Raw genomic sequence first — 24,437 nt, forward strand, 5'->3', positions numbered from 1 at the left:
TTATTGTCAAACAGATTTGATAATCTAACTCTTAATTCAAACTGCCTAGATCCATTAATGACTCATGCAATTTTTTTGAATATACCTCAGCACCTAAACTATTTAGATGGTGCATATCCTTCCAAAGCCATACTAAACCTATTTCATCTAAATTTCCTTTTTCAAAATCAACATAAAATATATCCAGCTTGCTAAAAAATATTTTAAGTAAATCATTAGATGGATCATCCAATAAAACAGGATATGAGGGTGATGAAAAACAAACTAGTACAATTTCTTTTTCATTGCATAACCTTTTCAAGTGATCAATTAATTTTATAAAAGACTCATCAAACTCTTGCATACTATCTTGCCTATCTGTTGCATTTTGAATGCTCCAATAAACATTGATACTATCCCTTTGTGATGGTGGGATAGGTTTATATCCATTTTTTGGAGGTAAATCTGATTGAATCCAATTTTTGACCGTACTCAACACAATTCCATTCCACTTATATGATGCAAAAAAATGTTTCATTTTATCAAAAGTGAATAGACTATCTGTAGTATGAGTGATCCACTCATTAGCACCATAATACTGCTTTAAAAATCGAATGTCATCCAAGTTATTTGATGAATTAAATGGTTCTTCTTTGCCGATATGAATTAATAAAGTATCAATTTGAACAGAAGAGTTATTTATAATAAAATCAGCAAGACCAGCATGAAAAATTAGTGAGAGGCCATTATGAGAAAGATTATAGCCATTTTCGCTAAGCCTTTTAGGAATTACATGATGAGCACACCGGGAATCACCGAGTGCTAATAGTGAGACATGATTTTTTTGTGAAATGAAATAATTGATTTTTCCACCTGACTGGCCTGAAAAAGTATCGGAATAAATTCTAGAAAAAAGCATTGAGAAAACATTATCCACTACTATGATTGATACAATCAAAATGATTATGTAACGACTAATTTTCATGCTTAAAATTGGAAATAAATGAATTGGCTTCCTTCTGAGTTGCTAAAAAGCAACACCAACATAAAAAGCACAACTACAAGTGGAATACTCCAACGTGGATTCTCCATCCAGGAAAGGCTAGGAACACTTTTTCTATTGAACATGGTGATTTCTAAGAGATAAAAAAGTAAGGTGTTGATAATTATTGAAGTAAAAACACCAGAATCTTGAATACTCAAATTAAAAAAGAAGGATGGAGTAAACATTCTTTCTGTAATAAATATTGCTTTATCAAAAGTACCAGATCGAAAAAATACCCATGTCAGGCATATTAAATGGAAAACCATAAGCTGTCCAAACAGTTTAATAATTCTATTCGATGATTCTATATATTTGGGAATACCAAACATACGTTCAATAGATAGATACAATCCATTAAGAAAACCCCAAACAACAAAATTCCAACTTGCACCATGCCATAAGCCCCCCAATAGCATCGTCAGCATAAGATTTTTATAGGTATTATACTTCCCATTACGGTTACCTCCCATCGGTATATACAGATAATCCCTTAACCAAGTGGAGAGTGATATGTGCCATCTTTGCCAAAATTCTGTAATGGATTTGGAAAAATAAGGTTGGCGAAAATTCTCCATTAAATTATATCCCATCATTCGTGCGGCACCAATTGCAATATCTGAATATCCAGAGAAATCACAGTAGATCTGAACAGCGAAAAGGTATGTTGCAAACCACAAAGTAAAACCAGTATACAGGTCGGGTGCTCCATAAATCGAATTAACATATAATGCTGCTGTATCTGCAACAACAACTTTCTTAAAAAAGCCTATTGACATTTGAGTAATACCAATGACAATATTAGAATACTCTAATTTGTTATCATTCTTTTGGAATTGAGGAAGGAGCTGACTTGCTCTCTCAATAGGTCCTGCGACAAGCTGAGGGAAAAATGAAACGTAAAGAGCAAATTTCCCTAAATGCTTCTCACATTTTAAATTCCCTCTATAGATATCAATTGAATATGATAAAGTTTGAAAAGTGTAAAATGAAATGCCAACTGGGAGCACCAATCCAATATATGGTATTGTAGTACCAAAAATTGAATTGATCGTTTGGCCAAACAAATCCAAATATTTAAAAGTAAAGAGCAATCCAAGATTAGAAATGAGACTTAGGAGTAGAAATGGAATTCTATTCTTTTTATTTGTTCGTTTACTCATCTGAATCCCACAGTAGTAATCTACGAGAGTAGAAGCAAGTATTAAAACAATAAACTCGACTTTCCAAGCCATATAGAACACATAGCTTGCGGTAAGAAGTAAAACCCATCTGTATTTGCTGCTGAGCGTATAAAAAACACACACAACAACAATAAAGAATAAAATAAAATCAATGGAATTAAATAGCACGGATTATAGTCTAAGGCTTAAATCTTCAAACTGAAGGAATCATCAGATGATAATTTCTCGTTAATTTCTTCATGCAGCTTATCTCCCGGCCTTAGGCCAACGATCTTTATTTCACATTCTGGTGCTATTTTTTTTGCAAGATCAACAACTCGAAAAGCGTCCATATCAGGAGTAAAAATTTGCTCATTTTCAGAGTTTATAGATTGTATAACAAAGTGAGCAGCACGCTGCTGTGTTATGCAAAACCTTGTAGCCTCAGGATGTGTCACTTTTAACACTCCATACTTTCGTTGTTTCTCAAAAGCCTCAAAAACAGACCCGCGGGCTCCTATTATATTACCTAGCCGTACAACATTGAATTGGCATTGTCCATTTGCATTAGCCTTTAGCCATTGTTGCTCAGCTTCCTGTTTAGACTTACCATATATGCCAATTGGATTTACTGCCTTATCGGTAGAGACCAGAATGGCTGTATCGATATTAGTCTCTTTACAAGCCTCTATCACATTTAGAGTACCAAGCACATTTGTTTTATGGCATTCTTCAGGGTTCTTTTCGGCCATCACCACGTGCTTGATGGCTGCCGCATGAATGACATAATCATATCCAACAAGCACGTCTTTCAGTCTCTGGAGATCTCGAACATCACCAAGCTTAAAATCCAGGGTCATAAATTTTTCAGGGGGAAATTCTTCCATCATTTCAAGCTGCTTAATTTCATCACGTGAAAAAACTAGTATACGACCTGTTTCTTCATTGACTAGCTGCCGTACTATTGCATGCCCCAGTGTACCTGAACCGCCTAAAATAGCAATATTCTTACCTGTATATGCTGACATTTGCTTTTATTCTGCATACAAATAAACAAATTGATGCTAACATAGCAGTTAGAATTTCGATCTACTAATGAATGTGTGGCATAACCGGTTATAAAAACTTCGGAAATGATTGTGGTTTATCCCAATCACTCAAAAAGGCTACCTCAGTTCTTGATAAAAGAGGGCCGGACAACCTGGCTACTTTTACCCATGAATCCGTAGGACTTGGACATACACGTCTTTCAATTATTGATACTTCAGTAAAAGGTAATCAGCCTATGTCGGATAAGTCCGGAAGGTATACATTAGTTTTTAATGGAGAGATATATAATTACCAAGAGCTGGCCTCAGAACTAAAAGTAGATTTTCAGTCGAGCTCAGATACAGAGGTCTTGCTGTATCTTTTGATTCAGCAAGGAGAGCAATGCCTACCTAAGCTGAATGGGTTTTTTGCGTTTGCATTTTATGACAAAGAGACTCAATCTTTAATGTTGGCAAGGGACCGGATGGGAATCAAACCGCTCCATTATTATCAAAATGACAACTTCTTCGCTTTTGGCTCAGAGTTAAAGGCATTAATGCAGTACCCGTTCGAACGGACCATTGATCAAAATTCGCTCTATTGGTACCTGAGACTAACTTATCTCCCACATGATAAAAGTATGCTTCGTGGAGTTAAAAAATTGCTTCCCGGTCACTCAATAATTATACAAGGAAAAGATATTGAGATAAAACCGTTTTGGAAACTAGAGAAAAGTGATTTTTTTCAAGGTCACTATGAAAAAGCCAAGCAAACAATTTTACAGCTTTTAGAGCGGTCTGTTGAACATAGAATGGTGGCGGACGTCCCACTTGGGTCGTTTCTAAGTGGTGGTACTGACTCATCGGCAGTGGTATCGATGGCCTCAAAGTTTAATCCCAACCTTCACACATTCTCCATTGGGTACCGCGATCACAATTTTTTTGATGAAACGAACTTTGCTGAGCTGGTCGCTAATAAATTCAAAACGAATCATACCACTTTTTCACTCACTAACGATGATCTTATAAATAGTCTTGATGGGGTTCTAAATTACATCGATGAGCCTTTCGCTGACTCATCAGCAATCCCAACATTTATTTTATCTCAACATGTAAGCCAACATATCAAGGTTGCACTTTCCGGAGATGGTGCCGATGAGCTATTTGGTGGTTATTACAAACATTTGGCTTTTCAGCGATCTGGAGAACAAACAATGCCAAATAGTATCATTACATGGTTAGCTCCGATTTTGAAATCTCTACCTTCATCAAGGTCCTCTACCGTTGGAAACTATACCAGAAGAGCAGCCAAGTATGCTCAACTGATGCAAATGAAATCAAACGATAAGTATTGGCACCTTGCCTCTTTCAATCTTTCAGCAAATGAATTGATGGCTGATCCGTTAAAAGAGGAAACAGTAAATGAGCTCATTAATCACTTGCAACAAGAAGATGATTTTGGCTTAAATGAATTCCTTGATATGGACCTGCGAGTTGTCTTACCTGGAGATATGCTCACGAAGGTGGATTTAATGTCAATGGCTAATAGCTTAGAGGTACGTGTGCCATTTCTCGATAAAGATCTGGTCGCTTTCGCACGATCACTGCCCGCTCATTTTAAAATTGATAAAAACCGTAGGAAGACCGTTCTACAGGACGCCTTTGAGTATATTTTACCTAAGGAACTTCATCATCGCTCCAAGAAAGGGTTTGAGGTGCCCATGCTTAGTTGGATGAGAAATGAATTAAAATCCTCCGTCGAGGAGGTTGTTTTTGATAAAGATTTTCTTGAAAATCAGCAGATTTTTAATCCGACAAGAGTGATGGATCTAAAGCAGAAGCTTTTCTCACAAAACCCAGGAGATGTTCACTCGACTTTATGGACACTTTATGTTTTTCAGAGATGGTATAAAGATTATTTACTTTGAGTAGTCTTTAAAAATGATAATGCAACAATTGGGAGTGGATATAGAAAAGCCAAAATAGGCACATATGATTTTGTTAAATAAGAAATAAAAAGTAATGTTGGAGTGAGTAGTAAATAGAAAAACAAATTAAACGAATTAGTCCTCCCATTGATTAGACTTAAAAGATCCTTACTATCAGCATAAATAAACGATCTAAATAAAACGTATCCTAATAGAACGGGGGGAAGTAACAATTGAATCGTATTTATATCTAGAAATATTATTATTGGCAAGAAATATCTAAGTATTGCGAGATTGATAAAACTTAGGAGCCTGTAATCCATCATTTTAATCGAGTTGTGCATAATAAACGTGATTACAAGCAGACTGTAGCTTACCCAAATTCTGATATCATACCATGCATCCAACACATAGATTACAAATAAGAAAAAAAATAATCTTATGGAAACGGCTAGTACTATCTGAAAAGTATTTGTGAATACACTCCTTTTTCTGGGGTTTCTTTCTTTTCTTATGCTTAGATGATCATTCGCGATATATCCAATCTCATAAATAGATATAAAAATCAAATACCCAACAATAAAACTTTGAACGCTATTTGTTATAGTAAAACCCTCCAATAAAAAAAGAATCAAAATGGCTGACAGCCACTCCATGTAAGAATGAAATACAAATGATTTAATGGTGTTCAAGCGAGTTTGCTGAAAATAGAAAAAGGGAATCAATCCCAAATATTTATTCATTTGAATATGAATTTTGGATTTAAACTATTCCAAAAGATTTTATCTGCTTCTGAATTAATTACTACGTAGGCATCACTTGCATTATTAACAAGCTGATAATCCGATCGGTTATCAGTAACTACAATATAGGACTTGATACCCTTCTTATCAATTTCACGATGTTTTTTTCCAGTAGTATCATTCAAAATATTTCCAGTAAATTTTCCATTCTTTATTTCGAGTTCTGTTGAAATAAACTCTTTGCCTAGATGATTTGCAATAGCTTTGACTACCGGCTCAATACTGTTGGAAACTAGAATGATCCTTTCTTTTTGATCTTTTAGCATCTGCTGAGTTTCAACGATTTCCTTTTTTAGCAAAATCGATGAAAGAAAAACTTCTGCCTCAGAATTAACTTTTTCAGCATCAAACCCTACTAATAGTCTTACAGCCTCTTTTCGAAAAAGATCAAGATTAAAATACCTGAATAAAATAGCCCTTACCCAATAAATTAGCCACTTTTTGTTCCTTATATCTCTCAATCTCTTCAAGTGAGATTGGTTAGTCTTCTTGAATAAGTATTCTAAAAAATCAAACGTAGTATTTGAATCATACAATGTTCCACATACATCAAATATCCACACATCAGAATTCCTATTCATTAAAACTCCTTTAATCTTTCCCTTGCTACTTTATGTGCTGAATGACTCCTTTTAGCTGCCTTCTTCACCTGTTTGTAATAATCTTTTGCAAGATCAGTATCTCCCTCTTTATTCGCAATTGAGCCAAGGTGTAAAAGGGAATAAAAATAATATCCCATATCAGTTGCCCCTATTGCTTCAGCATAACCCATCCCTCGCTTGTAATATGCTTCAGCTACATCATATTTTTTTCTTATTTCATTTATGTGTCCTAGAAAAAAACAAGCGTATCTACCACTGTTTTCTTCATACCCCCGCTTGCCGCCTTCAATTTTTTCGAGGATCTCCAGTGAAACTTTTTCAGCGGTACCATACCTGCCCGCCTGATATAATAACCTTGCGTAATACCTGTGAAAGTATGGATTGTCCGGGTAGTCCTCATGTAAAATCTTACTAACTCTAATTGCTTCGGCTAAATCCTGATTCTCACCTGAAGAGAGAATTCTAATGAGATAAAATTGGGCTTCTGTTCTTGAATAGAAAGCATTTCGAGTCACTTTCTTCAACTGCTCAATACCCTCTTTTTTATCTCCTTTTGGAAAAAGAACCATCAATGGCCTTAGTAATGGATACTCTTCCCGAATCCACTCAGCGTAATAATTGAACAACGCATCGCCAAAAAGCAACTCAGGACTATAAGTTTCATGTCCTCTGCATTCTTTCAAATACTTCAAGGATTTACTTCCCGCCACTGCCGCCTTTCTATATTCCCTTCTCTCTGAGTACAGCCTCCCCTCAAAAGCATAGGCTGCTGCTAAAAAAAATGCCCCCTCTATTTCGTTGTATTTATCATATACATTTTCAGCAAGCTTCTTGGTAATTTCCATATTGGCCAAAAACTCATCATCATACTCAGTATTTTCATAGTTAGGTACTATTTGCCACCAGTAGTTCAAACCCTTCAATAAATACGGAAGTGGGTGCCATGGATAATTTTTTTCCAAATAAGTAAAATGAGAATTAGCCTTCTCAAACTCAAAATTGTACATTGAATTAATCGCTTCAGTTGATTCAACCTGGATAAATGGATTGATCAGCAAGCTATACCTGGCAGTATCGCCGTTTAACAAATCCTGCGTCCATTGAGAATGAACTTGATAACTCAATAGGAAGAGGACGTATACAATGATATTTTTGACCATTATTTTCATTGACACGCAAATCTAAATGACGGAAAGTTTAAGTAAGTACAGAAAACAATTTCTTGAAAACTGGTTCGATTTTAACGGAGCAGGTATGTTTTTCATTATTTGCTTAATGTACATAGCACTTCTGTTTGTTAAACGAATTTTCATTATTGATTCCATTGCTGCATTCGAAGTTCTCAACGAACGTGGAGAAATATGGGTATTCGATCTCTTGTATGGCATCCAATATTTAAGTGTCCCCATTTTTCTAGCATGGAAATGGACCTGGACGACATTATCACTTTGGATTGGTTGTTTCATGTTCGGATATCGCATTCATTACAATCAATTGTGGAAAATGGTGATGCTTGCTGAAATTGTCTTTTTCCTTCCGGAAATAGTCAAAGTACTTTGGTTCACCTTGTTTTATACTGACCCTGACTACAATGACTACATGGCATTTTATCCATTTTCACTCATTAATCTTGTTGATTACACACAAATCGCACCAAAGTGGCATTACCCTTTGAAGTCCATCAATATATTCGAGCTTTTATATTGGCCTGTCCTAATACTCGGTATCTATTTCTTAAGTGGTAAAAAACTAAAAATTTCATCATATATTGTTTTTAGCACCTATGTGTTATTCTTTTTCCTATGGTTGGGGTTCTATCTTCTGGTGTATTGATTAAAAAATGTTAAAATAATCGACTTCAGAAACAAGAATCCGTACTAACCCTTTTTGAAAGAATAGCTTTCAATACCTTGCAAAACATTTGTAGTTCTAAATACGGTCTCACTATAGCTATAAATCTTAGGGTTAATTGCTATTTTCGCCGTTCACATTCATTCGACTATGGGATATCAAAAGATTAATATCATTACTGGCTGGGTTGCCTTTTTAATTGCACTAGTCACATATATTCTTACTGTTGAACCTACCGCTAGTTTTTGGGATGCAGGTGAGTTCATCGCTTGTTCCTACAAGCTACAGGTTCCTCACCCTCCCGGAGCTCCATTTTTCTTATTGACAGGAAGAATGTTCACATTATTAGCTGGAGGTGACGTTACGCAAGTTGCTTATTGGGTGAACATGCTTAGTGTGGTAAGTAGCGCATTTTTCGTGCTATTTATCTTCTGGTCAATTACACATTTGGCTAAGAGAGCATTAAAAGTTAAAAAAGGAGAAGAAACTTCTACAGATACCATTTTAATTATGGGGACCGGTTTAGTCGGTGCTTTAGCCTGTACTTTTTCAGACTCATTCTGGTTCTCCGCTGTGGAAGCTGAGGTATACGGAATGTCCGCGTTTTTTACATCATTCGTATTCTGGGCGATACTCAAGTGGGAAAATATGACCGAAGAGCAAGATCGAGCTCGTTGGCTCATTTTGATAGCATATATGATGGGTCTTTCAATTGGAGTTCACTTATTGAACCTTGTCGCCATACCAGTGCTTGGCTTAATTGTTTACTTCAGGTATTATGAGAAAGTAACAAGAAAAGGCATCATCTATACTATGGCAATTTCAGCTGCCATTGTGCTGATTGTTTTGGAAGGAGTAATCCCAGGATTACCATCAGTGGCTGGAAAAATGGAAATCTTCTTCGTTAACAGCCTGGGGCTTCCTTTTGGGTCAGGTGTGGTCTTCTTTGGAGTTCTCGTGATAGGTGGTTTGATCTATGGCATTCACTACTCAATAAAGCATAATAAGTATGTACTGAACACATCATTGCTAGCCCTAGCATTCATCCTCATCGGTTATTCATCTTATTCAATTGCGGTTATCCGAAGTAACTACAACCCACCGATCGATGAAAATAATCCGGAGGAAATCATTTCATTCGTTTCATATCTAAAAAGAGAGCAGTATGGTAGTCGACCGTTATTTAAAGGCCCATACTATACCGCTGAACTTAGAGAGAACAAAAAAGGTGCTCCTGTTTACATGCGAGGCGAAGATAAGTATGTGATCAAAGACTATAAAGTCACTCAAGTTTATGATCCTGCACATACTACGATTTTACCTCGTATGTATAGCTCATCTCCTGCACATATTCAAAAATACAGACAGGTGACCGGCTTACGGGAGGGTGAAAAACCAAGCTGGGGAGATAATTTTTATTACCTCATTGTCCATCAACTTGGACACCAGTATTTCCGCTATTTTATGTGGAACTTCTCGGGTAGAGAACATGATATTCAGGGTGCTGGTTGGGTTGGAATTACTGATGCATTTGAAAAATTACCGGATGTTTTGGCGAATAATAAAGGAAGAAATATCTATTACGGATTACCTCTTCTGATTGGCCTATTTGGAATGTTTGTTCAGTACAAGAAGGACGTAAAGCTATTTTCTGCTACAGCCTTACTTTTCTTTATGACTGGTATTGCCATTGTCTTGTACTTAAATACTCCACCAATAGAACCTCGAGAGAGAGATTATATCTATGCCGGGTCATTTTACATATTTACAATATGGATTGGATTTGGTGTAATGGCTCTATACGATATTCTGAAAAATCTTTCAAAGCAAAAGAAAATAGCCGCAGTATTATCTACTGTTATTGGTCTTAGCATTCCTGCATTAATGGCCAGCGAAAACTGGGATGACCATGACAGATCTAATAGATATTTCTCTGTAGATGCTGCAAAAAACTATCTTTCTTCTGTTGCTCCAAATGGCATCATATTCACTGGTGGTGATAATGACACCTTCCCATTGTGGTATGCACAGGAAGTTGAAGGCTTTAGAACTGATACACGAGTATTAGTCTTGAGTTATTACAATACCGATTGGTACATTCAGCAGTCTGCACGACCTGCTTACGAGTCTGAACCATTGCCTTATGGATTGTCAATTGACCGCTACCAGCAAGGAGGATTAAATGATTATCTACCTGTTTATGAACGGGATGAATTGAAAGGAAATGCTATCAATGCAAAATTGCTTTTAAAATTCATTGAAGATGAAAATCCGGGCTTGCAAATACCAACGGCCATTAGTGCCTACAACTCGGTTCCCGCAAGAACACTTTTCTTGGAGGTGGATACCGTAAAAGCAAAGCAGATTGTTCCTGAAGATATGCATCATTTAATAGTTGATAAAATGATCCTAAATATCAAAGGACGTGCTCTTGAAAAGAAAGACTTAGCGTTCTTAGACATTCTTGTTAATTCAAATTGGGAACGTCCGATTTATTTGAACAACACGTCAATAGCTCAAATGAATATTGACATGAGAGGGCATGTTGTCCAGGAAGGTATGGCCTACAGAGTTTTGCCTATTAGAAGCGCAAATACCAGATCGGGTTATCCTGTTAATACGGAAGTCATGTATGACAATGTGATGAATAAGTTTACATGGACCAATCTTGATGATCCAAATGTTTACTACACTCAGGATTACACAGGATTTGTCCTCAATTCACGTTCTACATTCAACACATTGGCAGAGAATCTTATAGAAGAAGGTGACTATGCCAGAGCTACAGAAGTACTTAAGAAGTGTCTTGAAGTGATGCCTGATGAGTCTGTACCATTTGACTTCTTCAGTGTTCAGCAAGTTGACATGTTATTAAAAGTAGGTGAGCCGGAATTAGCAAATCACATTGCAGAGCGTTCTTCCTCATATGCAACTCAATGGCTGGACTATTATTTTGATAATGATGGAGCGGATACCAATGAACTTCAAAAGCAATTACTGTCTCTAAATGAAATTGCACGAGCATTCAGAGCTAATGGCGATCGTGAGCAAGCAGCCGCCTACGAAGAATTGTTTAATCAATATTATACAATGCTACAAAACAACTAATAAAGTCATATAAAAAATAAAACCTCCAAGAAATTGGAGGTTTTTTTATGTCTTAGTATGAAACTTGTTCTTAATGTTTCAAAAACTTATACGCTTTCCTGAAGCGCTTATCTTCATCTTTTACAATCAAAAAATAATATCCTGTGGCCAGGTCTTTGACTTGAATCTTGTATTTACCCTGAGCAACTTCTTCTGGTTTTATCTGAAGTTTATTTCCAATCATTGAGTTTAATTCAAAATCAACATTCGATAATTCCCCATCAAATTGGATGAATATAAATTCTTCTGCAGGGTTAGGATATAAGCTTACTTTGATCTCTTGCGGCAAGTCTGATTCCCCTTGGGCAAGGGCGGCTACACTGAAAGTGAGTAGCAACGATAGTATGATCAGTTTATTGCGCATGGTAGTGTATACAAATTACGCAATTTTTTTCATATTGTTCATAATCAAAATAAAATATTAACCATCATTTAACGTTTATCAGCCAATTTTTCTCAATTGGAAGCGTACAAAATAGCGGCACGAGTATGTTTTAAAGCACTATTACTTCTTGTCGAATTTTTAGTGGGGTTTATCTAAAGAGTTCTATTCAAAATTGAACTTAATGCTTTCGGCATATAACCGATGATATCGGAAGCCTGAATCCATTCGATTCGGGCTTCTCTCACTGCTTCATCACCAGCCAGCCCGTGCAGATAAACACCAAGTCTCATCGCATCAAAAGAATCCAACCCCTGAGCAAGCAGAGATCCGATTATTCCTGCAAGAACATCACCACTTCCAGCTGTAGCTAGGCCAGGATTGCCTGTTGAATTAAAATGTATTTCTCCCACTGAATTACAAACTGCTGAATAAGCTCCTTTTAAGACAAGGTTGATTTTATATTTTTTACAAAAACCTCTCAACTTATCCAGTTTCTCAAAGTCGTTCTTCCATTCTCCTACTAGTCTCTTAAACTCACCTGGGTGTGGTGTAAGTATCGATTCTTTTGGAACAAATTTTAACAATGACTTTTTCTTAGATAGAATATTCACCCCATCTGCATCAATCACTATTGGATTTTTCGTCTCCTTTAAAAGCTTCTCAAAAGCACTTATTGTTTTCGGTTTTGTACCTAAACCAGGACCAATGACTATTGTATCTACTGTTTTTGAAATACCATGAATTTCGTTTGACCCTTTCCCATCAATAACCATTGCCTCCGGAACAGCTATCTGTAAGATATCAATACCACATTTCGGCACGCAAACATTGACCAATCCGACCCCTGTCTTAAAAGCTGCCCTTGCACAAAGAACTGCCGCTCCCATCCTGCCTTTACTTCCAGCCACGATCAAAAGTCTACCCACCTCGTTTTTATGGGTAAATTTTCCTCTTGATGGAAAATGATTGGCAATATCCTGTAGTTCAGTTTTAAAATAATGGGATTTTTGTTTCTGGATGAATGATTGGTCCAGACCAATGTCAATCAGTTGCCACTCTCCAACATATTGGTGGCATCCCGGCAAGAAAAATGAAAGCTTTGGAACCTGAAATGAAAAGGTGTAATCCGGACTGAAAGCCATGGCATTGGATGGCAAAGGTTGATCAGCATAAAGGCCGGAAGCGATATCGATTGAAAACTTCAAGCATTTTTGCTCATTCAAATAAGTGACAATCTCCTCATATAATCCTTCAAGTGGTCTTGACAAACCCGAGCCGAATAATCCATCTATGATAATATCATCATCTGATACATTAGGGAAATCATTTTTTGAATCGATAACAGCATACAGTTCCGAACGATCTAGGTTGGCTTTAAAATCCGCTGACCCTTTTCGTGGATTACCAACTACATAAAGCAATACTTCCCATCCTTTTTCTTTAAGGAGTCTTCCAATTGCGAGACCATCACCTCCATTATTGCCAACACCACAAAATATTTTAACTGGATGCTTATCACGATTGACCTCTAAAAACCGCAAAACGAATTGTTCGCTGGCACGCTCCATCAAATCAAGGGATGAGATAGGCTCATACTTAATCGTATGCTGATCAGCTTCTCTTATTTGTTCTGCTGTGAGGATTTTTTTCATACCCTAACGATCCACTTCTCCCATTACAAAATCAATTGAACCAACAATTGCAAATAAATCTGCTACCATGCAGCCGCGACTAATTTCTCTTAATACAGAAAGGTTAGAAAAGCTGGGCGCACGGGCCTTGCACCTGTCCGGTTGATCTGATCTTCCATCAGATCGAAAAAAGAATCCAAGCTCACCTTTTGGATTCTCCGCTCTCACATAAAAATCCTGAGCTTTTGGTCTGATCTTCTTAGGCACTAGTGCTCTCGGGTCAAATTCTTTGGTGCGTTTATGTTCACCCAAAAGTCTATCCACACATTGCTCTATAATTTTTATAGACTCCCAGCATTCCTGATACCTTACCCAGTTTCGATCCCAGCAATCTCCAACTGTTCCCATCTTTCCTTCACCAACTGGAATTTCAAATTCCAATTCAGGATAAACACTGTAACCATCTACTTTTCTTAAATCGAATCGTAAACCAGAGGCCCTTAGCATAGGGCCAGTTACTCCGTAATTAATTGCCAAATCTTTCGGAAGTACTCCAACATTAGCTGTCCGCTCAATAAAAATTTTATTAGAGATTAAAAGGTCTTCAGTATCCTTAAGTTTCGGTTTGAGGTAGTCAACAAACTCTTTTGCTCGTTCTTCAAAACCTATCGGGAGGTCGTAAAATAAACCGCCTACCCATATATAATTATATAGCATTCGAGCACCACTCGCCCATTCGAGCATTCTTAAAATATGCTCTCGATCCCGCATCATCCATAAAAAAGGTGTGATTGCTCCAATGTCAAGTCCATATGTGCCTATTGCTACAAAATGAGAAGCTAACCGATTCAGCTCAGAAACAAGTACCCGGATGTATTCAATTCTTTTTGGTATCTCCTTATCAATTCCCAGCATCCGCTCTGCTCCCATTACAAAAGCCCACTCATTATTCATAGCCGCCACATAGTCCATGCGGTCTGTGTAGGGAATGGTCTGGTTGTATGCCAACGATTCTGCATGCTTTTCAAAACATCGATGCAGATAGCCCAGGTGAGGAATGACATCTACGACAATTTCTCCATCAGTCACCATCTCTAATCTCAGAACGCCATGAGTAGCAGGATGCTGAGGCCCCACATTGATAATCATCTCTTCAGTTTTGAGGTCTGATTCTTTGTATTTGAGTGGTTCTGATTTTGTAAGGAATGATTCTACCATGATCAATATTTCACTTTTACATCATGATATTTCTCTTGCTCCTCATAATCCTTTCTCAAAGGATGCCCCTCCCAATCATCCGGAAGTAGAATTCTCCTTAAATCGGGATGGCTAATGAATTTAATACCCAAGAGGTCGTAAGCTTCTCGCTCGTGCCAGTCGGCTGTTCTCCAGATTTCAGAGACGGAATCAACTTCAGGATTGGGTCGATCTAAAATGACTTTTAGTGCCAAATGAAGATCAAATGGAATGCTATAGAGATTGTAAATCACCTCCATCGAATTCTCCTCACCATTATCCAAACCTGTCAGGCAGGATAGCGAATCAAAATAAAGTTTATCATGAGCATGAAGTAATTCGCAGACTGATTTGATATGCTCTTTAACTATTATTAAAGCTGAAGGACTTGACGCCAAATCCTCGCCTGATACTGCCCCTGGGATTTCTTTTTCTACAAGTGCTTTAATTTCTTCAAACTGCATCTTTCTGCATTAATTTTTCAAGTGCCTTAGGCCTCAGAACTGATTCTGTCCTGATTTTTTCCTGAAGCTTCAAAAATCCTCCGATTAATGCTTCAGGTCTTGGTGGACATCCAGGCACATAAACATCTACAGGTATCACTCGATCTACTCCCTTCAACACATGATATCCATGCTCCCAATATGGACCTCCACAGTTGGCACATGAGCCCATTGAAATGACATATTTTGGATCAGCCATTTGCTCATAAAGACGCTTTACACGATCAGCCATTTTAAAAGTGACCGTCCCGGAAACGATCATAACATCAGCCTGACGGGGTGAATTTCTTGGAATGACACCAAACCGATCCAGATCATATGCTGATGAAGCGGTGGACATAAATTCAATGGCACAACAAGCTAATCCAAATCCAACAGGCCATAAGCTACTAAGCCTGGCCCAATTCAAAAGATCATCAAGTTTAGATACAATGATTCCGCCCTCACCGGTCTTTAATCCACCAATATTTATCTCTTCGTTATTGCTCATTTAAATTTTTTATATGCACTGCTCGGGATTTTTGAAACATAATCCGACAGTTTTGGCTTTGGCCTCACCCATTCAAGCATGCCTTTTGCCCATACATACGCCAGACCAACCAAAAGAATTCCAATAAATATGAAGGTCTCAATCATGGAAAACTTTCCCCATAGGCCGTTCGTCTGTTTGAAAAGCTCTTCGTTCCCAAACACTGTTGCCCAGGGAAAGAGAAAAACCAGCTCTGCCTCAAACAATAAAAAGATTAATGCGATAATGTAAAAGCGGACATTAAACTGACCCCATGCCGTTCCTGAAGGCTCTTCTCCAGATTCATAAGTGGTTTGTTTCTCTTCGGTTGGCCTTGATGGACGCAATAGTTTTCCCACTAACAGAGTAATCATCAGAAATGCGATTCCTCCTATCAGGAACAATAAAACAACCCCGAATCCACTGATTTCGATCATGATGGGAAATTACATGGAATCTGTGAAATTATTTATTGAATCGAGCTAGAATAGACTTTCTCTAGAATTTTAATGGATCTAGATGTTTGAAGTGTCCATTTTGTTTAATGCGATCTTGAGCATTTTGCGCTCTTTCCAATGCTGGTAATAAATGTTCTAAATGTTTAATCCCATATTGGAGGCGATCATTTTCATTTAGAATCTTCAATAATTGATATTCCTCCTCAGGTTTGAGCCCAATCTTATGCCCTATGTCATAAACTGAGGTGATCGAAGAAATATCAGGAACATCGAGCTCACCTAGCCAACCAAACAGTCTTGCACTCATCTCTTTAAATTGATAAAGTAAACTTGGGTCGGGAGGTGTATCATCAAACTCGATGTGATCAACCTTACCACCTGCATATTCTAAATCATTCCATGGATTCCAAAACTCATAAACCTCGAAAACTTTAGTGGCCTTTGTCTTAATATCCATTCTTCCATCTTCATACTTTTTAGTTACTTCAACAATCTCCACCTCTGTCCCTAGGTCAATTTTATTATGAACATAGGACGGTATACCAAAATTCTCTCCTTTATCAAGGCAGTCATTTACTAGAGATTTATAGCGTGGCTCGAAGATGTGTAGATTAACTGCCTCTCCGGGAAATGCCACAATGTTTAATGGGAAAAGAGCAATTTCTCGCATAGTCAATGAAAACTCGGTTGTGCGAAAATAGTTTGGTACTTTAGACAAGCAATGAAAATCATTCGAATAAATAAAGGAAAAGTTATAAACCTCCCGCTCAGATTGGTATCTGTTATAATAATTGTGTTTATAACCATTCAATTGATGGATGCGCTACCAGAGCCATGGTCGATTTTTATCACCATTATCATCGCAAGCTTCTTACCGGCAATATGGTTTGCGTCTTATTTAATTGTCATTGACGATGAAAATAAGACACTCTTTGATGGGGTCTGGACAATGGGGAGAAGGTTTGGGAAGACCATAAAGTATCAATCGATTGATAAAATTTTTATCAATAAAGTGAAAACCAAGCAAACCATGTATTCCTTGTCCAATAATCAGAATATTGTTTCCAATCATGAATTCCAGGCTTACATCAAACTTGATAATGGTGTAAAATATTACCTTCTAAGCCATCCGTTAGAGAAAAGAATCCATGAGAATGTGACAAAAATCAGTCAGAAGCTTGGCCTTAAACAATCACAAAAACTTACAGATGTTTAGTTTTGCCACACCCAAAAATTCAACATGGCAAAATTTCATACACTTAAAGTCACCGAACTATTCAGACCCACTGAGGACTCAATAGCTGTTACATTCGAAATACCTGAGAATTTAAGAGAAGAGTTTGCTTTTACTCAAGGTCAGCATTTGACGCTTAAAAGAGATATTGATGGAGAAGATACCCGACGATCGTATTCTATTTGCTCTTGTCCGATCGACGAAAAACTAACTGTAGCAATAAAAAAATTGGAAGGTGGAAGATTTTCTACCTGGGCCAATGATGAACTTAAAATTGGGGATGAAATAGAAGTAAATCCTCCTCATGGACATTTTTATGTTCCATTAGATCCTGAGAATGCCAATTCTTATGTTGCATTTGCAAGTGGTAGTGGGATCACACCCATTATATCGATCATTGAAACAACATTGAGAACCGAACCAGAAAGTGAATTCATTCTATTCTATGGTAATCGCAGAACAGGATCTATCATTTTTCAGGAAGAATTAGAAGCATTGAAAAATCGCTACATGGGTAGATTTAGTTTGTACCATGTGCTGAGCAAAGAGCGACAAGAGTCTGATCTGTTTAACGGCCGAATTGATGAAAAGAAAATTCAGGGGTATGCCGGTCGATTCTTCGATCCTGAATCTGTGGATCATTACTTCACTTGTGGACCGGAGGAAATGATGCTCGCTGTACAAAGCGAATTAAAGAACCTCGGCGTTCCTGATGAGAAAATTCACTTGGAACTGTTTACTTCTCCTGTCGGAAAATTGGGCGGAAAAGAAAAAGAAGTTAAGCATGAAAAAGCACATGCTCAGATTACCATCGTGTTGGATGGAAACAGCATGACGTTCCCATACGATTCTGACAAGTCTATATTGGATGTGGCATTCGATAATGGAGCAGACCTTCCATACGCATGCAAGGGTGGCGTTTGTAGCACATGCGTTTGCCGAATAGAGGAAGGCGAGGTGGAAATGGACGTAAATTATGCGCTGGAGCCTGACGAGTTGGAAAGAGGGTTAAGGCTTAGCTGCCAGTCATATCCGAAGACGGATAAGGTAAAGTTGAATTTTGATGTTTGATTGTTACCGAACAAAGGAGAATTCAAACGTGTTAAGTAACTTTGAAACAAAGGATTAGAAGATGGACATAAAGAGTTTAGAAGATCGGTTTAACGAGAAGATTGACAAAGACATTCGAATCGAGCCAAAAGATTGGATGCCGGAGAATTATCGAAAGACATTGATCCGTCAAATTTCTCAGCATGCACATTCAGAAATTGTTGGGATGCTTCCTGAGGCCAACTGGATTACCAGGGCGCCATCACTGAGAAGGAAAGCAGCTGCATTAGCTAAAGTTCAAGATGAAGCAGGTCACGGATTGTATCTCTATAGCGCTTGCGAAACACTGGGTATTGAAAGAGATCAACTCCTTCAGGATTTACACTCAGGTAAAGCAAAATATTCTTCCATTTTCAACTACCCCACCCTAACATGGGCGGATATGGGAGCCATTGGATGGCTTGTAGATGGTGCAGCCATTATGAATCAAGTGCCCTTATGTAGAGCTTCTTATGGTCCTTATGCTCGAGCAATGGTGAGGGTGTGTAAAGAGGAGTCTTTTCATCAGCGACAAGGTTTTGAAATCATGCTAACTCTTTGTAGAGGCTCGGAAGAACAAAAGAAAATGGCACAGGATGCATTGAATAGGTGGTGGTGGCCATCGCTCATGATGTTTGGTCCACAAGATAAGGATTCCACTCATACAGAGCAGTCCATGAGATGGGGAATCAAGAGATTTACCAATGATGAGTTACGTCAAAAATTTGTTGACGTGACCAAGCCTCAGGCTGATCTATTAGGCATCACTATTCCAGATGAAGATTTGAAATGGAACGAAGAACGAGGACACTACGATTTCGGTGAGATCAATTGGGAAGAGTTTTTCAATGTAATCAAAGGAAATGGCCCATGCAATAAGCAGCGCGTAGATGCTCGAAGAGATGCTTACGATAATGGTGCCTGGGTGCGTGACGCTGCAGCAGCTCATGCAGAAAAGAAAGCGAAAAGAAAGCAGGCAGCTGCTTAGTGGGAGGTATCATTTTCAGGAAAATATTCAGTTTTGCAGAACAGCTAGGGGTAGTTTACTTGAAACTTTTGATCACTTGACAGTAGCACTGGATGAAGGGTATTTGAATGAAGAAACTTTCAACGTTTACAATGCTGAATATGAAGAATTGATTAAAATGTTGAATGGTTATATTACTTATTTAAAGAAGAGAAAAGAGGAAGAAAGAAAACAAATTAACCAATCAATCATTTAAACGAATTAACCAAAACACTATGAAAAATTGGCCACTATGGGAAATTTTTATTCGAAGCAAGGCTGGACTTAACCACAAACATGTTGGAAGCCTGCATGCAGCGGATGAAGAGATGGCAATTCAGAATGCGAGAGATGTATATACCAGAAGAAATGAAGGTGTAAGTATCTGGGTGGTGAAATCTGAGCATATTACTGCCTCTGATCCTGACGATTCAGATCCATTGTACGAACCTGCAAAGGATAAGGTGTATAGGCATCCTACGTTTTATGACTTACCTGACGAAGTGAAACATATGTAAATTTTTAGTCAATAGTTATTTAGACCCCAGTCAATAGCTAGCTTAGCTGAAATTCTGTGGAATGTTGACTTGAGACTGTGGACATAAAAGAATGAAAGACCAAAACTTATACAATTACGTCCTTCAACACGCTGATAATTGCCTGATCTTAGGCCAGCGACTTGCAGAATGGTGCGGACATGGACCAATTCTCGAACAAGACATTGCGATGACCAATATCAGCCTTGATTTGATTGGTCAGTGTAGAATGTGGTATCAATATGCAGCTGAAATTCAAGGAGAAGGAAAGTCCGAAGATGAGATTGTCGCATTCCGTGATGCCTGGGATTATCGAAACGTATTGTTGGTTGAGCAACCAAATGCAGACTTTGCTCAAACCATTTTCAGACAATTTTTATATGACACATTCAGCGTTCATTTCTATGAGATGATGATGGATAGCAATGATGAACAGCTTGCTGCCATAGCTGCAAAATCATATAAAGAAGCACTTTATCATGTCAAGTGGAGTGGTGACTGGGTCATCCGTTTAGGAGACGGTACTGAAGAAAGTCACAATCGTTTGAAAGCTGCGATAGAAGAGCTTTGGTCGTATTCGGGAGAGCTAACGAAACCGAATGAAACTGAGACCAAAGCTTTTGAAGAAGGCTATGGCGTTGACCTGGCTGTTTTGAAAGAAAAGCGTGATTCGAAAATCCGCGAAGTAATGACTGAAGCCACTTTGGAAATTCCAGAAAGCACTTATACACACAAGGGAGGAAAAGATGGCACCCACACAGAGCATTTGGGATATATCCTTTCTGATCTACAATTCTTACAAAGAGCGTATCCTGGACAGGAGTGGTAATTGGAAACTAGTCGGTTAGTTAAATGGTTTATTAGTAAATGGCGTCAGTGAATAACAATACCAATCATCTAATCAGCCAACCAACGATATACCAGATATTAGAAAACGTAACAGATCCGGAAATTCCAGTCATCTCGGTTCGTGATCTGGGAATCATACGTGATGTACTCATCACAAATGATTTTGTGGAAGTGATTATCACACCTACCTATTCCGGCTGTCCGGCTATGTTGGAAATAGAAAGGAACATTCATAACGCACTGAAAAAAGAAGGTATCAATCATTTTAAGATAACCACTGTGCTCTCCCCTGCCTGGACCACCGAGTGGATGACAGAAGAAGGCAAACAGAAACTCAAAGAATACGGAATAGCACCTCCGAACCCTACCAATCCGGAAAATATTGAGTGTCCACAATGCAGCTCTAAAAACACACAGCTTTTAAGTGAGTTTGGATCTACAGCCTGCAAGTCGCTGTTTAAATGTAACGACTGCCTGGAGCCGTTTGATTATTTTAAGTGTCACTGATTTATTCAAAATGAACCACAAATCTCCTCATGGGATGATTATGAGGTGGGTCTATTAAAATCTCATTTTGAATAAATCACTTCAAAACCCACCCCTGGCCCCTCCAAGGAGGGGAATAAGATATTTTCATAAACGTACGTTATTACGTACATTTGAGCTATGAAATCCTATACAATTACCGATTTAAGGAAAAATATCTACAAAGTAGTAGAGGAGACAGGAAAGACACATGAACCGATACACATCTACGGAAAAAATGGAAATGCAGTGATGATAGGTGAAGATGACTGGCGTGCAATACAGGAAACATTGCACCTCTACTCGGTACCAGGGATGGCTGAGTCCATCATAAAAGGACTGAAAATTCCTACTGAGGAAACCTCAGATAAACTGGATTGGTGAGTTACAAGCTCGTTTACACCAAACAAGCTCAAAAAGACTCTAAGAAAGTGGCTTCTTCCGGACTTAAACCAAAAGTTGTTGAGCTACTAAAAATCCTTGAAGAGAATCCCTATCAGGATTATCCACCTTTTGAGCGACTGGTCGGCGATTTAAGTGGTGCTATTTCCAGACGAATTAACATTCAGCATCGGCTAGTGTATCAGGTTCTTGAAGAAGAAAAAGTCGTCAAAGTAATTCGAATGTGGACTCATTATGAGTAATCCTAATCTTTACTATGACAGTTGGTCGCCAGTAGCTATACAATGTTTACCTCAAATGCTCGCAACAAGCGAGCTCCCGGCAAAATCACGTGTAGGCCTTGCGGGGTAAGCTGGATTGATTTAGTCTAGATTTTTGACGGTTCGCTGCTGCGATTCCTTTTCATTGATGGAAAAAATGGACAACAAGCCCACTGGCTTGAAAAAAGAATTAACAAGTCTCCTCTTGGGAGAAGATTTAGAGGTGGGTTGTGAGGATGCTAAGAATTTACCCACCCCCACCCCTCCCAGGAGGGAAATAGATCCGTAAATATTTTAACTTCGCAATCCAAACATTAACTACATGTCAGACACCCTACAAATAACTAGAAAGGATAAACTCGGCATCCTCACATTCAATCGTCCTGATGTCTTCAACAGCTTCAATCAGGAACTGGCGCTTGCTGTGCAAAAAGTATTGAATGAATTCGCTAAGGATGATTCAGTACGGGCGATTATGCTTACCGGAAATGGCAAAGCTTTTTGTGCCGGACAGGACTTGCAGGAAGCCATCGCTGATAATGGACTGGAGATTGAGAACATTGTAGATAAGCACTACAATCCAATCATCCGACAAATTCGAAGCATTGAAAAGCCAATTATCGCGGCTGTAAATGGTGTTGCAGCTGGTGCAGGAGCCAATATTGCGTTAGCATGTGACGTGTGTGTCGCGACTGAATCTTCTGCTTTTATTCAGGCCTTCAGCAAAATCGGATTGGTACCAGACAGTGGTGGGACATTTACCTTACCACGCATTATCGGATTTGGAAAAGCCTCTGCATTGATGATGCTGGGTGATAAGGTTTCTGCAACCGAAGCAGAACAAATGGGCATGATCTACAAAGTATTCAGCGATGATTCCTTTGCAGAAGAAGCTGAAAAGATTGCACAGAAACTGGCCAACATGCCAACAAAAGGACTGGCGTATACCAAGCATTTGCTGAATCAGTCTTTTACTAAAGATTTGGATCAACAGCTGGAACTGGAAAAAGAATGGCAGTTCAAAGCCACTGAAACGCACGATTACAAAGAAGGCGTGCAGGCCTTCATCGAGAAACGAAAACCGAATTTTAAAGGAGAGTAATGCCAAAATTAAGTGTGATAGGAGCCGGAACGATGGGGACCGGCATAGCGCAGGTAGCCGCCACAGCCGGATGGGATGTGGTAATCAATGATACAAATAGTGACATTCTGGCGAAATCATCCGCCAGCTTGGTGAAGGTGATGAATCGGCTCGTGGAAAAAGAAAAGATCGATCAGGAAACGGCCGACAAGATTCTTGGGCGGATTGACTTCACGGAAGACCAGCAATACTTCGAAAACTCGGATTTGGTGATTGAGGCGATCATCGAAAACCTGGAGATCAAGCAAAAAGTATTTAAAACCGTGGAAGAGATTGTACGGGAAGACACCATTATCGCTTCCAACACCTCTTCCCTTTCACTGGCTTCCATTGGTGCATCGCTAAAAGATCCGTCCCGATTTGTGGGCATACACTTCTTCAACCCCGCTCCCTTGATGCCATTGGTAGAGATCATCCCAGCAGTGCAAACAGCTGACGAAACAACTAAACAAGCCAAAGACTGGGTGGACAGCTGGAAGAAATTAACCGTGTTAGCTAAAGATACGCCAGGCTTCATCGTGAACCGGGTGGCACGACCATTCTATGGCGAATCGCTACGTATGTACGAAGAGGGAATAGCTGATTTCGCAACGATTGATTGGGCGATGAAAGAATTGGGTGGCTTCCGCATGGGTCCGTTTGAGTTGATGGATTTCATCGGAAACGATATCAATTACACGGTGACGGAAACGGTTTTTGCATCGTTTTTCTATGATCCGCGATATAGACCATCTTTCACACAGAAGCGTATGTCGGAGGCAGGCTTTCTGGGAAGAAAATCCGGACGAGGCTACTACGATTATGCAGAAAGTGCTATGAAACCGGAACCTAAAAAAGATGAGATACTAGGCCAGCAGATCCTTGACCGCACGCTTGCTATGCTCATTAATGAAGCAGCAGACGCTTTGTTTCTGAACATCGCTAGTCGGGAAGACATTGATACGGCTATGACTAAAGGCGTGAACTACCCAAAAGGATTACTCAATTGGGCCGATGAAAAAGGCATTGACTGGTGTGTAGAGAAAATGGATGCGCTGTACGATGAGTACCGGGAAGACCGGTATCGATGCAGCCCGTTGTTGAGAAGAATGAAAAAGGAAAAGCAAAGCTTTTATGGTTGATTAATTCCCC

27 protein-coding genes are annotated in these 24,437 nt (G+C 38.7%); 14 read left to right on the top strand and 13 right to left on the bottom strand.

Annotated features, from left to right (window positions below; genetic code table 11):
• Window positions 1-31: 31 nt before the first annotated feature.
• The 3 genes from ACOMC3_RS13830 to ACOMC3_RS13840 form a co-directional block, all read right to left on the bottom strand.
• A complete protein-coding gene (locus ACOMC3_RS13830) occupies window positions 32-964 on the bottom strand; it encodes a hypothetical protein (RefSeq protein WP_420316473.1) in 933 nt (310 codons plus the stop codon).
• A 2-nt stretch (window positions 965-966) separates the two neighbouring features.
• A complete protein-coding gene (locus tag ACOMC3_RS13835; RefSeq protein ID WP_420316474.1) occupies window positions 967-2,256 on the bottom strand; it encodes an MBOAT family O-acyltransferase in 1,290 nt (429 codons plus the stop codon).
• 134 nt (window positions 2,257-2,390) lie between these two features.
• Window positions 2,391-3,212 carry a polysaccharide biosynthesis protein gene (locus ACOMC3_RS13840; protein WP_420316475.1) on the bottom strand — a complete coding sequence of 274 codons (822 nt, stop codon included), beginning with the start codon at window positions 3,210-3,212 and terminating at the stop codon, window positions 2,391-2,393.
• 71 nt (window positions 3,213-3,283) lie between these two features.
• Here ACOMC3_RS13840 and asnB point away from each other — a divergent pair, with 71 nt between their 5' ends.
• Window positions 3,284-5,140 (top strand): asparagine synthase (glutamine-hydrolyzing), encoded by a 1,857-nt coding sequence (asnB, locus tag ACOMC3_RS13845; protein WP_420316476.1) that lies wholly within the window; start codon window positions 3,284-3,286, stop codon window positions 5,138-5,140.
• Here asnB and ACOMC3_RS13850 read toward each other — a convergent pair.
• From ACOMC3_RS13850 to ACOMC3_RS13860, 3 genes are read right to left on the bottom strand one after another with little or no spacing between them, the layout of a single operon-like run.
• Window positions 5,128-5,883: a hypothetical protein gene (locus ACOMC3_RS13850; protein ID WP_420316477.1), complete on the bottom strand. Its 756-nt coding sequence runs from the start codon at window positions 5,881-5,883 to the stop codon at window positions 5,128-5,130. The genes asnB and ACOMC3_RS13850 overlap by 13 nt on opposite strands.
• Entirely contained in the window at window positions 5,880-6,524 is a 645-nt protein-coding gene (locus ACOMC3_RS13855) for an HAD family hydrolase (RefSeq protein ID WP_420316478.1), read from the bottom strand. The genes ACOMC3_RS13850 and ACOMC3_RS13855 overlap by 4 nt, the downstream gene beginning before the upstream one ends.
• Window positions 6,524-7,714, bottom strand: coding sequence for a tetratricopeptide repeat protein (locus ACOMC3_RS13860; RefSeq protein WP_420316479.1), 1,191 nt, complete (start codon window positions 7,712-7,714; stop codon window positions 6,524-6,526). Before ACOMC3_RS13860 ends, ACOMC3_RS13855 begins: the two co-directional genes overlap by 1 nt.
• Before the next feature lie 16 nt (window positions 7,715-7,730).
• On the opposite strand from ACOMC3_RS13860, the gene ACOMC3_RS13865 reads away from it, so the two are divergent.
• Window positions 7,731-8,378, top strand: a complete 648-nt coding sequence (locus ACOMC3_RS13865; protein ID WP_420316480.1) for a hypothetical protein — start codon at window positions 7,731-7,733, stop codon at window positions 8,376-8,378.
• A gap of 168 nt (window positions 8,379-8,546) precedes the next feature.
• Window positions 8,547-11,504: a protein O-mannosyl-transferase family gene (locus ACOMC3_RS13870; RefSeq protein WP_420316481.1), complete on the top strand. Its 2,958-nt coding sequence runs from the start codon at window positions 8,547-8,549 to the stop codon at window positions 11,502-11,504.
• A 70-nt stretch (window positions 11,505-11,574) separates the two neighbouring features.
• On the opposite strand, the gene ACOMC3_RS13875 is transcribed toward ACOMC3_RS13870, so the two are convergent.
• The 7 genes from ACOMC3_RS13875 to ACOMC3_RS13905 form a co-directional block, all read right to left on the bottom strand.
• Complete coding sequence (locus ACOMC3_RS13875) at window positions 11,575-11,907, bottom strand: T9SS type A sorting domain-containing protein (protein WP_420316482.1); 333 nt, start codon at window positions 11,905-11,907, stop codon at window positions 11,575-11,577.
• Between the two features lie 173 nt (window positions 11,908-12,080).
• Complete coding sequence (locus ACOMC3_RS13880) at window positions 12,081-13,580, bottom strand: NAD(P)H-hydrate dehydratase (RefSeq protein WP_420316483.1); 1,500 nt, start codon at window positions 13,578-13,580, stop codon at window positions 12,081-12,083.
• Window positions 13,581-13,583: 3 nt separating this feature from the next.
• Window positions 13,584-14,777, bottom strand: a complete 1,194-nt coding sequence (locus ACOMC3_RS13885; protein ID WP_420316484.1) for an NADH-quinone oxidoreductase subunit D — start codon at window positions 14,775-14,777, stop codon at window positions 13,584-13,586.
• Window positions 14,778-14,779: 2 nt separating this feature from the next.
• Window positions 14,780-15,259 (bottom strand): NADH-quinone oxidoreductase subunit C, encoded by a 480-nt coding sequence (locus ACOMC3_RS13890; RefSeq protein WP_420316485.1) that lies wholly within the window; start codon window positions 15,257-15,259, stop codon window positions 14,780-14,782.
• Window positions 15,249-15,788, bottom strand: coding sequence for an NADH-quinone oxidoreductase subunit B (locus ACOMC3_RS13895; protein ID WP_420316486.1), 540 nt, complete (start codon window positions 15,786-15,788; stop codon window positions 15,249-15,251). Before ACOMC3_RS13895 ends, ACOMC3_RS13890 begins: the two co-directional genes overlap by 11 nt.
• Window positions 15,785-16,243: an NADH-quinone oxidoreductase subunit A gene (locus ACOMC3_RS13900; RefSeq protein WP_420316487.1), complete on the bottom strand. Its 459-nt coding sequence runs from the start codon at window positions 16,241-16,243 to the stop codon at window positions 15,785-15,787. The genes ACOMC3_RS13895 and ACOMC3_RS13900 overlap by 4 nt, the downstream gene beginning before the upstream one ends.
• 61 nt (window positions 16,244-16,304) lie before the next feature.
• The gene (locus ACOMC3_RS13905) at window positions 16,305-16,934 is read right to left on the bottom strand and encodes an LON peptidase substrate-binding domain-containing protein (protein WP_420316488.1); all 630 of its coding nucleotides are present in this window, start codon (window positions 16,932-16,934) and stop codon (window positions 16,305-16,307) included.
• A gap of 51 nt (window positions 16,935-16,985) precedes the next feature.
• Between ACOMC3_RS13905 and ACOMC3_RS13910 the strand changes: the two genes are divergently transcribed.
• From ACOMC3_RS13910 to ACOMC3_RS13960, 11 genes are all read left to right on the top strand, one after another.
• A complete protein-coding gene (locus ACOMC3_RS13910; RefSeq protein ID WP_420316489.1) occupies window positions 16,986-17,480 on the top strand; it encodes a hypothetical protein in 495 nt (164 codons plus the stop codon).
• A gap of 24 nt (window positions 17,481-17,504) precedes the next feature.
• A complete protein-coding gene (gene paaE / locus ACOMC3_RS13915) occupies window positions 17,505-18,569 on the top strand; it encodes a 1,2-phenylacetyl-CoA epoxidase subunit PaaE (protein WP_420316490.1) in 1,065 nt (354 codons plus the stop codon).
• Window positions 18,570-18,630: 61 nt separating this feature from the next.
• The gene (gene paaA / locus ACOMC3_RS13920; protein ID WP_420316491.1) at window positions 18,631-19,575 is read left to right on the top strand and encodes a 1,2-phenylacetyl-CoA epoxidase subunit PaaA; all 945 of its coding nucleotides are present in this window, start codon (window positions 18,631-18,633) and stop codon (window positions 19,573-19,575) included.
• Window positions 19,535-19,810: a four helix bundle protein gene (locus ACOMC3_RS13925; RefSeq protein WP_420316492.1), complete on the top strand. Its 276-nt coding sequence runs from the start codon at window positions 19,535-19,537 to the stop codon at window positions 19,808-19,810. The genes paaA and ACOMC3_RS13925 overlap by 41 nt, the downstream gene beginning before the upstream one ends.
• Before the next feature lie 19 nt (window positions 19,811-19,829).
• Entirely contained in the window at window positions 19,830-20,111 is a 282-nt protein-coding gene (paaB, locus tag ACOMC3_RS13930; protein ID WP_370089205.1) for a 1,2-phenylacetyl-CoA epoxidase subunit PaaB, read from the top strand.
• Between the two features lie 91 nt (window positions 20,112-20,202).
• Window positions 20,203-20,958 (top strand): 1,2-phenylacetyl-CoA epoxidase subunit PaaC, encoded by a 756-nt coding sequence (gene paaC / locus ACOMC3_RS13935; RefSeq protein ID WP_420316493.1) that lies wholly within the window; start codon window positions 20,203-20,205, stop codon window positions 20,956-20,958.
• Between the two features lie 38 nt (window positions 20,959-20,996).
• Window positions 20,997-21,485: a 1,2-phenylacetyl-CoA epoxidase subunit PaaD gene (gene paaD / locus ACOMC3_RS13940; protein ID WP_420316494.1), complete on the top strand. Its 489-nt coding sequence runs from the start codon at window positions 20,997-20,999 to the stop codon at window positions 21,483-21,485.
• A gap of 159 nt (window positions 21,486-21,644) precedes the next feature.
• Window positions 21,645-21,887 (top strand): type II toxin-antitoxin system Phd/YefM family antitoxin, encoded by a 243-nt coding sequence (locus ACOMC3_RS13945; protein WP_420316495.1) that lies wholly within the window; start codon window positions 21,645-21,647, stop codon window positions 21,885-21,887.
• Window positions 21,884-22,147, top strand: coding sequence for a Txe/YoeB family addiction module toxin (locus tag ACOMC3_RS13950; protein WP_420316496.1), 264 nt, complete (start codon window positions 21,884-21,886; stop codon window positions 22,145-22,147). The genes ACOMC3_RS13945 and ACOMC3_RS13950 overlap by 4 nt, the downstream gene beginning before the upstream one ends.
• Window positions 22,148-22,487: 340 nt before the next feature.
• Window positions 22,488-23,267, top strand: coding sequence for an enoyl-CoA hydratase-related protein (locus ACOMC3_RS13955; protein WP_420316497.1), 780 nt, complete (start codon window positions 22,488-22,490; stop codon window positions 23,265-23,267).
• Window positions 23,267-24,427, top strand: a complete 1,161-nt coding sequence (locus ACOMC3_RS13960; RefSeq protein ID WP_420316498.1) for a 3-hydroxyacyl-CoA dehydrogenase NAD-binding domain-containing protein — start codon at window positions 23,267-23,269, stop codon at window positions 24,425-24,427. The genes ACOMC3_RS13955 and ACOMC3_RS13960 overlap by 1 nt, the downstream gene beginning before the upstream one ends.
• Window positions 24,428-24,437: the final 10 nt, after the last annotated feature.

Source organism: Ekhidna sp. (assembly GCF_965212185.1).
In the GTDB taxonomy this organism is placed as follows: Bacteria; Bacteroidota; Bacteroidia; order Cytophagales; family Cyclobacteriaceae; genus Ekhidna.